9 protein-coding genes are annotated in these 16,218 nt (G+C 70.1%); 7 read left to right on the top strand and 2 right to left on the bottom strand.

Going from position 1 to position 16,218, the window contains the following annotated elements; all coding sequences use genetic code 11:
• Positions 1-147 precede the first annotated feature (147 nt).
• Positions 148-1,308 (top strand): lactaldehyde reductase, encoded by a 1,161-nt coding sequence (fucO, locus tag HMPREF1868_RS06675; RefSeq protein ID WP_062531390.1) that lies wholly within the window; start codon positions 148-150, stop codon positions 1,306-1,308.
• A gap of 67 nt (positions 1,309-1,375) precedes the next feature.
• Here the strand turns inward: fucO and HMPREF1868_RS06670 are convergent, their stop codons facing one another.
• Positions 1,376-2,407: an endonuclease/exonuclease/phosphatase family protein gene (locus tag HMPREF1868_RS06670; protein WP_062531389.1), complete on the bottom strand. Its 1,032-nt coding sequence runs from the start codon at positions 2,405-2,407 to the stop codon at positions 1,376-1,378.
• Positions 2,408-2,617: 210 nt separating this feature from the next.
• On the opposite strand from HMPREF1868_RS06670, the gene HMPREF1868_RS06665 reads away from it, so the two are divergent.
• Positions 2,618-3,874 carry an Mbeg1-like protein gene (locus tag HMPREF1868_RS06665; protein ID WP_062531388.1) on the top strand — a complete coding sequence of 419 codons (1,257 nt, stop codon included), beginning with the start codon at positions 2,618-2,620 and terminating at the stop codon, positions 3,872-3,874.
• Here the strand turns inward: HMPREF1868_RS06665 and HMPREF1868_RS06660 are convergent.
• Positions 3,871-4,233, bottom strand: a complete 363-nt coding sequence (locus HMPREF1868_RS06660; RefSeq protein WP_009278985.1) for a phage holin family protein — start codon at positions 4,231-4,233, stop codon at positions 3,871-3,873. The genes HMPREF1868_RS06665 and HMPREF1868_RS06660 overlap by 4 nt on opposite strands.
• A gap of 143 nt (positions 4,234-4,376) precedes the next feature.
• Between HMPREF1868_RS06660 and HMPREF1868_RS06655 the strand changes: the two genes are divergently transcribed.
• From HMPREF1868_RS06655 to HMPREF1868_RS06635, 5 genes are all read left to right on the top strand, one after another.
• Positions 4,377-4,679: a YerC/YecD family TrpR-related protein gene (locus tag HMPREF1868_RS06655; RefSeq protein ID WP_062531387.1), complete on the top strand. Its 303-nt coding sequence runs from the start codon at positions 4,377-4,379 to the stop codon at positions 4,677-4,679.
• Between the two features lie 142 nt (positions 4,680-4,821).
• Positions 4,822-8,067: a PD-(D/E)XK nuclease family protein gene (locus HMPREF1868_RS06650; RefSeq protein ID WP_062531386.1), complete on the top strand. Its 3,246-nt coding sequence runs from the start codon at positions 4,822-4,824 to the stop codon at positions 8,065-8,067.
• Positions 8,067-11,588: a UvrD-helicase domain-containing protein gene (locus HMPREF1868_RS06645; protein ID WP_062531385.1), complete on the top strand. Its 3,522-nt coding sequence runs from the start codon at positions 8,067-8,069 to the stop codon at positions 11,586-11,588. The genes HMPREF1868_RS06650 and HMPREF1868_RS06645 overlap by 1 nt, the downstream gene beginning before the upstream one ends.
• A 162-nt stretch (positions 11,589-11,750) precedes the next feature.
• Positions 11,751-15,653 carry a DNA polymerase III subunit alpha gene (gene dnaE, locus HMPREF1868_RS06640; RefSeq protein ID WP_062531384.1) on the top strand — a complete coding sequence of 1,301 codons (3,903 nt, stop codon included), beginning with the start codon at positions 11,751-11,753 and terminating at the stop codon, positions 15,651-15,653.
• Between the two features lie 140 nt (positions 15,654-15,793).
• Positions 15,794-16,171 carry a desulfoferrodoxin family protein gene (locus tag HMPREF1868_RS06635; protein WP_062531383.1) on the top strand — a complete coding sequence of 126 codons (378 nt, stop codon included), beginning with the start codon at positions 15,794-15,796 and terminating at the stop codon, positions 16,169-16,171.
• Positions 16,172-16,218: the final 47 nt, after the last annotated feature.

Genomic DNA, 16,218 nt, shown 5'->3' with positions numbered 1-16,218 from the left:
GTCTCCCGTCCCGGCGGCGCGACGTGCGCCCCACCCGCCTATGCGGGAATGGGACATGGCTGCCGGATGTTTATCTATATGTTTAGTTCTTGTTAGGTAGATAATGCAGGAGGCGTTCATAGGTCAGCTTCGTCCCTGGGAGGAATCATGGCAAACCGCTTCGTCCTCAACACCGTCTCGTACCACGGCTCCGGTGCGATCAAGGAGATCCCCGGCGAGATCAGGCGCCGGGGCTTCAAGAAGGCCTTCGTCTGCTCCGACCCCGACCTCGTCAAGTTCGGCGTGACCGCGAAGGTCACCGACCTCCTCGACGAGGCGGGCATCCCCTGGTCCCTCTACAGCGAGATCAAGCCCAACCCCACCATCAAGAACGTCCAGGACGGCGTCGCCGCCTTCAAGGGGTCCGGCGCCGACATGATGGTCGCCATCGGCGGCGGCTCCTCCATGGACACCTGCAAGGCCATCGGCACCGTCGCCGAGAACCCCGAGTTCGCCGACGTGCGCTCCCTCGAGGGCGTCGCCGACACCAAGGCCCATGCCACCTTCACCATCGCCGTCCCCACCACCGCCGGGACGGCCGCCGAGGTCACGATCAACTACGTGATCACCGACCCCGAGAAGGTGCGCAAGTTCGTCTGCGTCGACGTCAACGACATCCCCGAGGTCGCCGTCGTCGATCCTGACATGATGGCCTCGATGCCCGCCGGCCTCACCGCCGCCACCGGCATGGACGCCCTCACTCACGCCATCGAGGGCTATACGACCCGCGGTGCCTGGGAGCTCTCGGACATGTTCCACTACAAGGCGATCCAGCTCATCTCCCGGAACCTGCGCGACGCGTACGCGGAGGCGAAGAGTGGCGTGCCCGCGAGCGGCCGCGAGGGCATGGCGCTCGGCCAGTACGTCGCGGGCATGGGCTTCTCCAACGTCGGCCTGGGCATCGACCACGCCATGGCCCACACCCTCTCGGCCCACTACGACACCCCCCACGGCGTGGCCTGCGCGATGCTGCTGCCGATCGCGATGGAGTTCAACAAGCCCGCCGTCACGAAGCGCCTCGCCGAGGTGGCCGTCGCCATGGGCGTCGACACCTCCGGCATGGGCGAGGACGAGGCCGCGGACGCCGCCATCGCGGCGGTCAGGCAGCTCTCGGCCGACGTGAACATCCCCAAGACCTGCGACGGCCTGGTCGAGGGTGACCTGGACCGGCTCGCCGATGACGCGCTCGCCGACGCCTGCTACCCCGGCAACCCCCGCAAGGCCGACCACGAGGCGGTCAAGGGGCTCTTCCGCAAGATCATGGCGTAGGCCTCGCCACCATCGTCACCTGCGAGGGGGGCGGTCCATGGGGCCGCCCCCCTTCCCCACGGCGTGCCTACGAGGCCTCGAGGGTCGCGAGCAGGGCGAGGTGATCGCTGCCCGCGATTTGCAGGGTCTCGAGCTGGCCGACCGCGATGCCCGCCCCCTTGCTGTAGACGATGTGGTCTATCTCGATTAGGGGAGGGATGACCGAGTTGGCGGGAAAGCTCAGGTGGAGTCCCTCGCCTGCGGCCTCTCCCGCGTCCAGGAAGCTGTCCCCCAGAAGCTTTCTGAAGCCGACGTGGTCCCAGGTCGCGTTGAAGTCCCCCATGATCACGTAGGCGTTGTCGTAGCCTGCCAGCTCCGACACGCTCGCCAGTCCCTCGCTCCAGAGGCCCTGCCCTCCCAGATGGGGCGAGTTGGGGTGCGTGCTCACGAAGCGGAGCCGACGCTCGCCCAGGGTCACGGTGCCCGCGGCGAGGGCAGAGGACTCGGTGGGCATGAGGTTCGAGCTCGTGTGCGAGAGGGGCTGCAGCGAGAAGATCGCGTTGATGCCGCCGTTGTCCGTGGCGGAGGCCTCGCCCAGGACGTAGTGGGGGAGAAGCTCGTGGATGCCCGACTCGCCCAACTCGTCCAGGAAGGTCCAGCTCACCTCCTGTAAGGCGAGCACCTCGACGCGCCTCTCCCTGACGGCCCGGACCAGCGCGGCCGCATCCGCCCTGCCGTTCCTCGTGTTGAAGGTCATGAGCCTGAGGTAGTCGTCGTCCGCGACGGGGGCGTCGACGTCAGAGGGGCTCGTGGCCTCGACCGCCGCCTCCGACACGGTCTGCGTGGGGAGGAAGTAGCCCAGGTGCCAGACGACCACCAGGGCCGCAGCCGCGAGGGAGAGCGCGGCGAGGTTCCTGCGCCGCCAGAGGAGGGAGAGCGCGAGGACGAAGGCGAAGGCGGGAAGGGTCCAGATCACGAAGGAGGTCAGCTCGGGGACGGCGCGTCCCTGCGCGTGGCTCAGGGGCAGCATGCGCAGGACCAGGAGCCCCAGGAGGGGCAGCATGAGCATCCAGAGCAGGAAGCTCAGGAAGTTGTGGCGTCCCCCTCGTCCGCGCCTCATGGAAGCCCCTCTCCCCTCGCGCCCATGGTCTGGCCCTCTCCCGTATCCTTGCATTCTAGACGTGCCAGGGCGCCGATCGCCCCTGGGCGCGGCCGTCTCCCGTCTGGGGCCGGCGCGCGGCCACGACGGCGCCCCAGGGGCAAGAGCCAAGACGGGCCGCCTCCGTCTTGGGGGCCACGCGGGCGAAGGCGACACAAGAGGGGGCAGCGCATGTTCCACATGAACGACTATCTTGCCTGGAGGGGCGACCTCCGCTTCGACGAGCGCCCCCTCAACGAGGTCGACGCGCTCGTGCTCTCGTGCCTGAGCTACCTCGACTTCACGGGGTTCGTCCCCGGGCCGGGAGCTGGTGGCGTGAGCCTCTCTGCCGCCTGCCTCGCGCTGGCCGACGAGGCGGGCGAGGACGTGTCCGGCCGCGTGCGCTCGCTTGCCACGCTGGACGCGGAGTACCTCCGCCGCCTCGCCTCGTCGAGGCGCTTCGGCGACCTCGTGCTCCACGACTACGTGGACCAGATCGACGAGGGGAGCTCGCTGCAGTTCGCCGCCCTCCGCGCGACGCTTCCGGACGGGGACGAGTTCGTGTCCCTGCGGGGGACCGACTCGACCCTCGTGGGCTGGCGCGAGGACTTCATGCTGAGCTTCACGGTGACCGAGGCCCAGAGGCGCGCGGCGGCCTACTGCGCGGAGGCCCTGCGCGGGCTTGCGGCCCGGGGGAGGGACGCCTACCTCGGTGGGCACTCGAAGGGCGGGAACCTGGTCGCCTTCGCCGCCCTCTCCTGCCCCGAGGGGCTACGCCCGCGGATCCGCGAGGCGTACAGCTTCGACGGCCCGGGCATAGCGCCCGAAATCATGCCCCAGAGCCCGTCCTCGCTCCTCGGTGACCGCTTCCATCACGTCTGTCCCGAGCACAGCGTCATAGGCATGCTCCTCTCGCGTCCCGAGGACCCCCACGCGTTCGTGCGAAGCGACGGGAGCGGCATGCTGCAGCACGACCCCATGACCTGGGAGTGCCTGCCCGACGGGCTGGCGAGGGCGGAGGGCCTGGACGACGACGCGAGGAGGGTGGACGAGGCGATCGCGGCCTGGGTCTCGCAGATCGACTTGGACCACCGCGCGGAGTTCGTCTCCGAACTCTTCGGCGTGCTCGGCGCAGGGGGTGCCGCCACCTTCGACGAGGTGCTCCAGCCGCCGAGCATCCAGGCGGTGCTCGCGGCCGCGGTGTCCGTCAGCGACCAGAGCCGCGAGCTCGTGCGCAGGCTGGTGGGGGCGACCGTGGACGCCTACCGGACGTCGGCGGGGGAGCGCGTCGCCGAGGCGCGGGAGGCTGCCGCCCGCCAGGCCCGCGAGCTGGTCCGAGACGTCGCCGACCACCTGGCGCTCGCGGGCGAGGAGGGGGAGGCCGAGGCCCCGCGGAGGCAGCCGCTCCTGCCCAGGGCGAGGGGGACGCGCCCGGACGACGACGCCTAGCGCAGCCCGGTCACGCCGCCCACCAGGCTGGCGACGACGCTGATCACGATGGCCCCGAAGAACGCCGCGCCGAAGCTCGAGATGAGGATCCCCGCGTGGAAGACGTTGCGCGAGAGGTAGCTCGCGAGCTCGAGCATCAGGGCGTTGATTACCAGCGAGAAGAGGCCGAGCGTCAGGAAGTTGAGGGGAAGCGAGAAGAACGTCGCCACGGGCTTCACGGTCGCGTTGACGAGGGCGAGCATGAGGGCGCACATGGCCGGGCCCATCCAGCTGCCGCCCACGGCCTCGATGCCGGGGACCAGCGCGATCGCTGCCATGGTGGCAATTGCGGTGACGAACCAGGTTCCGAGAAATGACATGGTTTCCTCCTTCTGATGGCTTGGTTATACCCAGGTCCGGTTCCTGTCATGCCTCGTGCCAAGGCCCCCTCTCGCTTTAATGGAGTAAAGTAGGCGGCCAGGGGAGGCCACGGATGTCCTGCCCATGGCGAAGGGCGGGGCGCATGGCTCGGAGTGCGGGCGAGAGGATCGGAAGCGCGGACGCGGAGCGGCTGTACCAGGCGGTCGGCCTGGTGTCCGACCCCTCCGAGGCCCGTGCCTTCCTCCAGGACCTCCTGAGCCCGAAGGAGGCGGAGGAGCTGGCCCGCCGCCTGCAGGTCGCCACCATGCTGAGGGACGGGGCGTCCTACCTCGAGGTGTCCCACCAGACCGGGGCGTCCTCCACCACCGTGAGCCGCGTCTCGAAGTGCCTGAACGGCGAGGCGGGCGGGTACCGCCGCGTGCTCGCCCGGATGGACGGGGAGTAGGGCGCACCGCCATCCGGCACCGCCATGGGCCCGCGGCTCCCTGCCGCGGGCCCATGGCTTGACGTCCCACCCCCGCGCTACCATGTGCCCGTCGGCACGGGCGACGAGGCGCGGCCGTTCGGTTCGAGGAAGGGGAGGGCACATGCCACTCAAGCTCATACGCACGGACGACCCCCGGCTCCTGGGCGCCCCCGTCATGCGCGAGCTCGGCGCCACTTCCGCCGTCGCCGAGGCGACCCTCCTCGTGCCCTCGGTCGATCAGGCGCTCGCCTGCAGGAGGGCGCTTGCGGACGACCCGCGCGCGCCCCACCTCCTGCAGGTGGCGACCCCCGTCGCCTGGGCGGAGGAGCGCTGGGGGCTGTGGGGTGACGGACGCCGCGTCGTCGACGCCACGGCACGGCTCGCGCTTCTGCGCGTCCTGCTCAACCGCGCCCGGTCCCAGGGCGCCCTCGAGGGCCTTGCCGGCACCAGCGGCACGCTGGACCTCCTCGCCCGCCTCTGCTCCGAGCACCTTCCCGAGCTGCCGCCGGATCAGGGCGACCCGCGATGGAGGGCCCTGGGGAGCGCGGAGCGCAAGCTCTGCGGGCTTGTGTGCGAGTACGGGGAGGCGCTCCGCCGCCGTGGCCTCGTGGAGCTCTGCGAGGCCATGTGGCTCCTGCCCGACGCACTCGCCGAGGCTCATGACAGCCACCCGCGCGTCGTCGCGGCGGGGTTCGACCAGGCGCCCCCCTCGGTCCTGCGCCTCCTCGCGCGCCTCGCGGGCGCGGGGGAGCTCGTACTGGTGGTGCGTTCGGACGGGGGTCCCGCGACGGCCCTCGCGGAATCGTCCGCGCGCGCCGTCGTGGCGCTCTGTCGCGAGCTCGGCGTCGAGGTTGCCGAGGAGGAGTCGGTCGAGGGGCATCGCGCGCCGGCGGCAGGCGAGCTCCTGGGACTGCGTGCGCGGCTCTTTCGCATGGGCGAGCCCTCCATGGGCGCGCTCGAGCCATCGGGCAGGGTCGCGCTCCTCGAGGCGTCGGGCCCCCTCAGCGAGGGGGAGCTCATGTGTGCCGAGCTCCTCGAGCGGGGACGTGCCCTGGCGGCCGATGCCGGGACGGCGAGCCTTGCCGTGGTGGTGCCCGACGTAGGCCGCGCCTGGTCCGAGCTCGCGCCCAAGCTCGCCACCCGCGGCGCCTGCGTCCGGGCCAGCATCCCCGTGCGCCTGGACCGCATCCCCCAGGTTCGTGCGTTCCTGGGCTTCGCAAGGGAGCTCGCGCGCCTTTCCGAGCTCGACCTCGGCTGGCCCGGGCCCGTCCAGGGTCCCGACGGCAGGCCACTGCCCCAGCTGGGCGACATGTCCTGGTGGCCCCCCCGGCCCATCGTGGACTTCCTGCTGAGCGACGCGAGCGGGATGGGACGGCAGCAGGCGTGGGAGCTCGACCGCCGCTGGCGGGGGAACCGCTCCCTCACCCCGCGCCAGCTGCTCGAGTCCCTCGGCCGCAAGCGCAGCACCAGTCCGGAGGTCCAGCAGGCGACGGCGGCGATACTCCGCGGCCAGATCGGTCACGCCGCGGGGCTGCTCGCCCATGCCATGGAGGAGGCGGACCAGGCCCAGGCCGACCTCGCACGCTCGCGGGGGGAGGGGCCGGGGACGCCTGGCGAGTCCCGGCTCCGCGGCATCGACGGCCTGCGCTCCCTCCAGGCGGTCTCCGGTAGCGTCAGCGAGCTCGGCCTGGGCCGCGGGAAGAGCAAGGGGCTGGCGCCGGCCGGCATGTCGCTCTCCGAGCTCTGCGACCTCTTCGTCGAGCTCGCGGGGAGGCAGGCGCTGCGCCGCCGCCTCGTCCTGGGGGACGAGGCGGCCCAGGTGGGAGTGAGGCTCCTCTCCCGCCCCGAGGCGGCCCGGCTCGAGCCCGCCTCCCATGACCTCGTCCTGGTCTCGGGGCTCACGGCGGCGGAGTACCCGCTCGCGCCCAGGGACGACGCGTACGAGGCGCTCCTCTCCAAGCTTGGCCTCGGCGGCTCCGACGACCCGCTCGAGCTCGCGCGCTCGCAGTTCGCCTCCGCCGTGGCCGCGGCGCGCAGCTCGCTTCTGCTCGAGCGCGCGACCCATGCCGCGGACGCCTCGGTCGGCTATCCGGCAGTCATGCTCACCGAGGCGCTGGCCTGCTACGGCTTCGAGGGCGAGGGTCCTTGTCCCCTCCGCGTCCGCGGCATGGGGGAGGGCGAGGCGAGCCTCTGCCTCTCGGGGGAGGGCTCGCGTCCCGCCCCGCAGGGCTCGCGCGCGGTCGCGGCCGGCTCGATGCTCTCGCCGGGGTTGCGCGGGATGATCGTCGTCCCCCGCCCGGGCGAGGCCGAGCTGCCGGGGGGCCGTCCGTCCCTCTCCGCCTCCCAGATGGAGTCCTACCTGGAGTGCCCCCACAAGTGGTTCACCCTCAGGAGGCTCGGCCTGGACCGCGTGGACGCCGGCTTCGGCCCGCTCCAGATGGGAAGCTTCGCCCACCGCGTCCTGGAGGTGTCGCACCGCAGGCTCGCGACGGAGGCCGCCCGCGCCGCCGGGCTCCTCGGGGATGGCGGGGAGGCCGACTTCGAGCTGCTGGGGCAGTCGTACGTCCCGGGAACGCGGGTCACGCCGCAGAACCTCGAGCACATGCGCGAGCTCGTCTTGACCGAGGTGGACCACCACCTCGCCCACCAGCTTCGTCGGGCCACCACCGTCGCCGCGCAATCGCTCGTCCCGCATGACAGCGGGGAGCGCCTGCAGCTCGACTTCCTGCGTCGCGACCTCCTGAGCACCGTCGAGTTCGAGCTGGGGGTGCTCGAGGGCTTCGAGCCCCGCCACTTCGAGCTCCGCTTTGGGGGGAGGCGTCCCCAGAGCGTGCACGTGAGCTATGCCGGCGCCGACTTCGTGGGCAGCGTCGACCGGGTGGACGTGAACGAGCACGGCTGCGCCGTGGTGATCGACTACAAGCACAAGGGCGCTGCGGGCTTCGCCGCCGAGTACGACGTGTTCGGGAGGGAGGGCTGTCCCGGGCCGGGGGGGCTCAGGCTCCCGCGCAGGGTGCAGGCCCTCATCTACGCGCAGGTCATCCGCCGCATGATGCCCGACCTCAAGGTGGTGGGGGCGATGTACCTCTCGACCAGGGGGTCGCGCGCGGACCAGCACGAGCTCGCGGGGGTGGTCGACGCCAACTTCGCCGACCAGGTGCTGGGGCCCGCGAGGCAGGCCCGCCTCGACTCCTGCTGCTGCGGCGGGCCTGGACAACTGGGCTTCGAGGAGCTGCTGGACGCCACCGAGGAGCAGGTCGCCGCGGCGATAGGGCGCATGCTCGCGGGTGACGTCCGCGCCGACCCCGTCGACGCCAAGGCCTGCCAGTGGTGTCCCGTCACCAACTGCGAGAGGAGGCTGTCCTAGTGGCACGCCGTCTGACACCGGAGCAAGAGCGCATCACGCGGACCCTCGACAGGCCGCTCTTCGTGGCTGCGGGGGCCGGGTCGGGCAAGTCGTCCACCCTGGCCGAGAGGGTCGCGTGGGCCCTCACCCCCGGCTCGGGCGAGGGAGGGGCGCCCTACCTCGACAGCCTCGACGAGGTCCTGGTGATCACCTTCACGCATGCGGCCGCGGACGAGATAAAGGAGAAGATCCGCGCCCGGCTGCGCGAGGGGGGCATGGCAGGCCATGCCCTCGAGGTGGACTCTGCCTGGATCAGCACCATCCATGGCATGTGCTCGCGCATCCTGAGGAGGCACGCCCTCGCCCTCGGCCTGGACCCCGGCTTCAAGGTCGCGGGGGAGGGCGTCTCGGCGGACCTGGTCGAACGGGCGGTCGACGAGGTGTGCGGCATCGTCCAGGACGACCCCGCCTACGCGGAGCTCAGGCGTAGCTTCGAGCTCAGGGGGCGGGCCGGAATCGACGGCGCCGCTACGGTGTTCGGCATGCTCAGGACCCTTCGCGACGCGGCGGGATCGGCCCTGGAGGGCTTCGACTCGGTCGAGTTCCCGGGGACCGCCCCCGACGTCTTCGGGGAGCTCTCGCTCTACCTCGACTGCGTGCAGAGGGCGCTCGTCCTGGGGCAGGAGGCAAAGGCCTTCTCGTCCAAGGCCGGCGAGGCGGAGCGCGCGAACCTCCAGAACTCCCTCGAGGTGGTGGGAAGGCTCCTCTCGCTCCCGCCCTCGCAGCGCGACGCGGCGCACGCCGCGGAGGCCTTCGGGCGCATAAGGAAGCCCGGCGACGCCTACAGGTCGAAGAAGATGAGGGAGCTGGGCGCCCAGATCAAGGCCGCCTATGCCGACTGCGCGCTCGCCGTGCAGATGGCTGGCGCGATGCGCTTCCGCACCCAGCTCGTCCAGCTCGCGCGCGAGGTGGACCGTCGCTACGCCGGGCTCAAGGCGGGGCTCGGGGTCCTCGACAACGACGACCTGCTCTCGCTCACCCTGCGCGCCTTCCGCGAGCATCCGGAGGTCGCGGCAGAGTACGGTCGGCGCTTCCGCCTGGTCATGGTGGACGAGTTCCAGGACACCAACGCCCAGCAGGTGCGTATGATCGAGCTCCTGAGCGGGCCCGGTGCCTGCCACCTCTGCACGGTGGGGGACGCCCAGCAGTCGATCTACCGCTTCCGTGCCGCCGACGTGCAGGTGTTCCGCGACCGTCAGGCGTCGCTGCCCCCCTCCTCGGTGGTGGAGCTCAAGAACAACTTCCGCAGCCACGACGACGTCCTGCGCTTCGTGGCACACGTCCTCGGACGCGGCCAGGAGGGAGGAGGGGGACTCCTCCCGCGCTTCATGGACCTCGTCGCCTGGGAGGGGCGCGCGAGCGGCTTCGCGGCGCGGGGGCTTCCCCGCGTCAGCGTGGAGCTCGTGTGCTCGAGGCGGCAGGGGAGGGCGCAGGTCTCGTCCCAGGACCGCGCCCGCGTGATGGCGGACAGGGTGGCCGAGCGCCTGGCGAGCTACATCGACGCCGGCCAGAGGCCCTCCGACGTGGCCCTCCTCCTGGGGCGCATGAGCAGGCTCGGCAGCTACCTCGAGGCCCTGCGCTCCCGCGGCATCGAGTGCGTGGTGAGCGGCGGGTCGACCTTCTCGCAGAGCGAGGAGGTGCGCCTCGTCTCGGCGCTGCTGCACCTCCTCGCCAACCCCAGGGACACCCAGGACGGGCTCTACCCCGTGCTCACGAGCCAGATGTTCTGCCTCTCGGCAGACGACCTCCTCCTCCTCGCGACCCGCGACCAGGAGGAGGTGGACGCCCTTACGAAGCGGGGGATAGACGCCGGCCTCGTGTCGTTCGACCTCCCCGCGGGCCTCGAGCCCTCTCCCGCGCTGCGCTCAGCCCGCGAGCTGGTCGTGCGCGCCTTCCGGAGGCTGGGGAGCTGGCCCGTGCGCGACGTGCTCGCGGCGATGCTCCGCGAGTCCGGCCTCGTCGCCCGCCTCGAGGACGGCGGTCCCGACGGCCAGGCCCGCCTGGCAAACGCCCTCGCGGCCGTGCGGCACGTGGGCGAGCTCGTGGACGAGGGCGGCCTCGGCGTCTGCGAGGCGTCCGTCGAGTTCGACCGCTGGCTCGAGGTCTGCAAGCTCGGTCCCGCCTCGCTCGTGGGCGGGGGTGGCGGCCCGGTGCAGGTCATGACCGTGCATGCCTCCAAGGGCCTGGAGTTCCCCGTCGTCGCGGCGTGCGAGTGCTGGGGCAACGACGCGCCCCCCTCCAAGGGCGTCTGCTGCGAGAACCGCTCCGGCTCCGTGCTGGCCGCCCTGATCCCGCCCGAGGCGGACTCGTCGTGGCTCCGCCGGGACGCCCCCGAGGACGACGCCTCCTGCACCGACTGCGTGGACTGGGCGAGGAGGCTCTTCACGAGCTCAGAGGAGGGCGAGGCGGCGGAGCGCGCCCGGCTGCTCTACGTCGCCCTCACGCGCGCGAGGGAGGCGGTGGTCCTGGGGGTCTCGGCCCAGATGTCGAAGGACGGGAGCCCGAGGCCGCTCCTCGCCTCCGGGGTGTGCCGCGCCCTCTTCGGGGAGGGGCTGCCGGAGCCCGGGGAGCACGACGGGCTCGTCGAATACGGCGGCAGCGAGCCCGCCGCGCTGAGGGTGACCTCCCTCGTGCCGGGACCCGAGGGGGGCTGCCTGCTCGACGACGGGGGGGCCGAGTCCCCCCGCGAGCTGGGTGCCCTGGGGGACGGCCCGAAGGCAGGGGAGGAGCCGTCCCCCTTCGTCAGCTACGACGTCGCCGTCGAGGACGGTCTCGCCGTGCGGGGCGAGTCGGCGCGTGGCTGGAGTCCCCGGGAGGGCGTCTTCAGCTATTCCTCCGCCCGGCGGCAGCTTGACGCGCTGGGGGGAGGGGGGCGGGACGAGGCCACCGCGCTCCTCTCCTGCGACGTCGAGGGGAACTGCGAGGAGCCTGGCCCGTCCGATGGCGCGGAGGCCGATGCCGACCGGGCGACGAGCCTGGGCTCCGCCTTCCACCAGCTTGCTCAGGCCATGGTCGAGTCGGCCTCGTCCCCCTCGCCCGAGCGCGTCGCCCAGACGGAGCGTTACTGGCGGCTCTCGCCCCGGCAGTGCGACAGGCTCGAGGCAGCGCTCGAGCGCTGGGAGGGGTCGGACATAAGGCGCGAGGCCCTCTCGCACGCGTGCCTCAGGGCGGAGCAGCCCTTCTTCAGGAAGGTCGAGTCCAGGTTCGGGAGCTACGTGGAGGGCGCCATCGACCTCCTCTGCTTCAACCCCGGTAGCCCCCGGGCGCTGGTGGTCGACTACAAGACCGGAGACGCGGGCCTCCCTTCCCAGGAGCTCCTCGAGCGCCACAGAATGCAGGCGGGCCTCTATGCCAACGTGCTCCTGGGGGAGGGCTTCGACGAGGTGGAATGCGCCTTCGTCTGCGTGGAGCTCGAGGCCGGCGGCGGCCAGCCGCTCGTCCTGCGCTACGAGTTCGGGGGAGGCCCCTCTCCCCTGAACTAGGCCCGACCGTCCTGGCCCATCGGCTATCATGGGTGGCCAAAAGCCACGCCGACGCCTCCGGCGGCAAGCAGAGCAGAGGCGCACCTTACCCGAGGCCTCGCGACCCTCGCGCGTCCGTCACCGTTCGCCCTTGGTCACGAGGCAGTCTGGAGAGCAGCAACCATGGCGTTCGTCCACCTGCACAACCACTCCGACTTCTCCATCCTTGACGGCGCCACCCGCATACCAGACATGGTGAAGCGCGCCGTCGACTTCGGGATGCCCGCCGTCGCCCTCACGGACCACGGCTACCTCTTCGGGATCCCCAACCTCGACCTCGAGTGCCGCAAGTACAACGACGGCGCCCTGGGCATGAGGCAGTGGAAGCACGACATCGAGTGCTTCCAGAAGGGTTGGGAGCTCGAGGAGCCCGAGGCGGACGAGCCCGGTGCCGCCGCCTGCGACCTGCCCCATGCGCAGTGGGAGTCCGACTGCAGGGTCTGGGAGGAGTCGGGCCATGACATCGCGGCGGTGAGGGCGAACCGCCCCGAGCTGAAGGTCAAGCCGATCTTCGGCTGCGAGGCGTACTTCATCACGGACGACTGCATCGAGCGCGGCACCAAGCAGCGTCGTTACCACCTCATACTCCTGGCCAAGAACGAGACCGGCTACGTCAACCTCATCCGCTGCATGTCGAAGGCCGCGGGGCACGAGATGATGTACTACAAGCCGCGCACCACCCTGGCCATGCTGAGGGAGTTCCACGAGGGTCTCATCTGCCAGAGCGCCTGCGTCCAGGGGATCATCCAGCAGTGCGTGCTGGACGGCGACTTCGACGGCGCGCGCGAGTGGGCGCGCACCTTCAAGGACATCTTCGGCGACGACTTCTACATGGAGATCCAGGACCACGGCCTGAGCTTCCGCAACGGCTGGGACGACCGCAGGCTCGACGAGTACCTGGTGAAGATGGCGCGCGAGCTGGACGTCAAGGTCATCGCCACCAACGACTTCCACTACCTCTCTCGCGAGGACGCCCCCACCCAGGACATCCTCTCGTGCATCGGCAAGGCCACCACGCTCGACGACGCCGGCCGCATGCGCATGGACGGCACGGAGTTCTACATGAAGAGCGAGGAGGAGATGCGCGAGCTCTTCTCATGGATCCCCGAGGCCTGCGACAACACCCTCGAGGTCGCCGCCAAGTGCGACTTCGAGATCGACTGGGCCAACATGTATCTGCCCCAATACCCCGGACTTCGCGAGGGCGAGACGGCCGAGGCGCGCTTCAGGGAGGAGTGCGAGCGCGGCCTCGCTAAGCGCTACGGCGACGACTGGGAGAACGTGGTCATCGGCGGCATCAACGTGCGTGAGCGCTTCGAGTACGAGTACAAGATCATCTGCGACAAGGGCTTCGCCAACTACTTCCTCATCGTCCAGGACTACGTGCAGTGGGCCAAGGACAACGGCATCGGCGTGGGCCCGGGCCGCGGCTCCGCCGCCGGGGCCATCGTCGCCTACGCCATGAACATCACCTCCTTCGACCCGCTCGAGAACGGCCTCATGTTCGAGCGCTTCCTCTCTCCCCAGCGCTCCGAGATGCCCGACATCGACATGGACTTCGACGACGAGCACCTCCAGGACGTCCTCGCCCACGTGCGCGAGGTGTACGGCGAGGACCGCGTCTGCAAGGTCATCACCTACTCCACGATCAAGGCGAAGCAGGCCATCAACGACGCGGCGCGTGTGCTGGGGTTTCCCGTCTACGTGGGCCAGCGCCTCTCCAAGATGCTCTCCAACGACCCAAAGCTGTCGCTGCCCTGCGCCCTCCACAAGACCGAGAAGCATCCCGACCAGTACTCGCCGGACTTCGAGGAGGCCTACCAGAAGGACGCGGACGCCCACCGCATCATTGACGCAGCCCTCTCGATCGAGGGCATGACCCGCGGCGAGGGCGTGCACGCCTGCGCGACGCTCATCGCGCCGACTCCCGTCACCGACCACGTGCCCACGAAGCTCGACACCAAGGGCAACGTCACCATCACGCAGTACGAGGGACACTCGGTCGCGGACATGGGCCTCCTCAAGATGGACTTCCTCGGCCTGAGGACCCTCACCGTCATCAACAAGGCCCTGGCCAACATCAGGCGCAGCCATCCCGGCCTCGCCAGCGAGGAGGACATCCCCGACGCCGTCCGCGCCTGCCTGAGGGACGGGGCGACCCACGTGGACATCGACGTGGACAAGATCGACTTCTCCGACCCCAAGATCTACGAGCTCCTGGGCTCGGGGCACACGGCCGGGGTCTTCCAGGTCGAGTCCGCGGGCATGACGGCGACGATCAAGAACATGCAGCCCAAGGAGTACAAGCAGATCGTCGCACTCATCGCCCTCTACCGTCCCGGCCCCCTCGGCGCTGGCATGGTCACGAGCTACATCAACCGCATGAACGGCAAGGAGCCCGTCGTCTTCTACGACGACCGTCTCTCCGACATCCTGGACGAGACCTATGGCACCATCGTCTACCAGGAACAGGTCATGCAGATCTCGGTGAAGATGTCCAACTTCTCCGCCGGCGAGTCCGACTCGCGCATCCGCAAGCCCGTGGCGAAGAAGAAGATCAAGCTCCTCACCAGCACCGTGTTCCACTGGGACAACGGCAAGGACGAGACGACCTACGACCACTGGATGAACGGCGCCGTGGAGAATGGCTACGAGAGGGAGACCGCCCAGCGCATCTGGGACGACGTCCTCGAGTTCGCCTCCTACGCCTTCAACAAGTCGCACTCGGCGGGCTATGCCATCCTGGTCATGCAGACCGCCTGGCTCAAGGCGTACTTCCCCCGCGAGTACATGGCGTCGGTCCTCACCAGCTACATGGGCAAGACGGAGAAGATCGTCCACTACGTCAGCTCCTGCAGGCACGAGGGCATCCAGGTCCTGCCGCCCGACATCAACGAGTCGGGCAAGGACTTCACGGCGACGCCCGAGGGCATCCGCTTCGGGTTCGCGGGCATCCGCGGCGTGGGCGAGGGCGTGGGCGACGCGATCATGGCCGAGCGCAGCCAGGGGGGACCCTTCAAGAGCCTCCACGACTTCGTGGACCGCGTCGACTCGAGCCAGGCCAACCGTCGCGTGGTCGAGGCGCTCATAAAGAGCGGCGCCTTCGACTCGACCGGCTATCCCCGCAAGCAGATGATGAGCTTCGTGGACAAGAACGACCCCAGCAACATCATCGACGCCGCCGCCAAGCGCCAGAAGGACCGCGCCTGCGGACAGAGCTCCCTCTTCGACATGTTCGCCGACGTCGAGGGCTCGGGCTTCGAGGACGAGGTGCCCCCCGCGAACGGTGACGAGTGGGACCGCCACACCAAGCTCGCCCAGGAGCACGAGGTGCTGGGCATCTACGTCTCGGACCACCCGCTCAGGCCCTTCGAGTACGCACTCTCGAAGGCGCGCGACTACACCATCGCCGAGATAGAGGAGTCGGAGGAGGTGGTCGACCCCTTCACGGGCGGCAGCTCCACCCGCTTCCGAGTCCCCGAGGGCAAGCCCATCCGGCTCGCGGGGATGGTGCCCACGGGCGGCGTAGCCAAGAAGGTCACCAAGAACGGCGACCAGATGGCCATCGTCACGCTCGAGGACATGGAGGGCGAGATATCCCTCGTCGTCTTCCCCAAGACCTACAAGGAGTGCGCCGCGGCGCTGGAGGGGGACGTGGACCCCGAGACCGGCGAGCGTATGGGCGACGTCTTCATCAAGGTCACGGGCAAGCTCGAGCGTGGGGACCGCGGCAACCAGATCATCGCGAGCTCCATCGTGTCGATGGAGCTCAGCGAGAAGACCAACCGGCCCAAGGTGATCGAGGTCAGCATGAGCTCGCGGATGCTCTCGATGGCGCGCATGGAGCAGCTCCAGGCCATCCTCGCCCGCTATTCCGGGATGGATAGGGTGGAGCTCCTGGTCGAGGCGGTGGGAGGTGACCTGATGCGCATGGAGCTTCCCGCCCGCGTCGACGCGCGCAACATGGTGCTCATGGCCGAGGTCGAGGACCTGGTGGGCTCGGGCGGGGGAGTGCGCGTCGCCTAGGGGGCCATGCCAATAATGTTATGAGATTACTGACATTTCTTGCGCATAGCTGCGTGCGCGCGGGGGCATAATGGAAGCGATGCCCGAGGTGGTAGGGGCCACCTGCTCGACGAGCGTGGGCAGAGAAGAGAGGATGAGCCATGCCTGAGGCCAAGTTCTATCGCTGCAACACCTGTGGGAACATCGTCGCCCTCATCAGGAGGGGCGGTGGCACCCTCAGCTGCTGCGGCTCCCCCATGGAGGAGCTCGTCGCCGGCTCCACCGACGCCGCCACCGAGAAGCACGTCCCCCAGGTCAGCGTCGAGGGCGACCAGGTCGTCGTCACCGTCGGCTCCGTCGAGCACCCCATGCTCGAGGAGCACTACATCCAGTTCATCGCGCTGGCCACCGAGGACGGCGTCACCGTCAGGTACCTGAAGCCCGGCATGAAGCCCCAGGCGACCTTCGCGAAGCCCGCCGGCGCCTTCACCGCCTACGAGTACTGCAACCTCCACGGCCTCTGGAAGGCCGAGGCGTAGGCCAGGCTCTGGCAGCTGCAACGTCGGCGCGGCGGCCTCGCATCGGG

Source organism: Olsenella sp. DNF00959, assembly GCF_001553055.1.
Classification (GTDB): Bacteria; Actinomycetota; Coriobacteriia; order Coriobacteriales; family Atopobiaceae; genus Olsenella_I; species Olsenella_I phocaeensis.
Note: the sequence above shows the minus strand (reverse complement) of the source record. Positions and strands in the feature narration are given on the sequence as shown.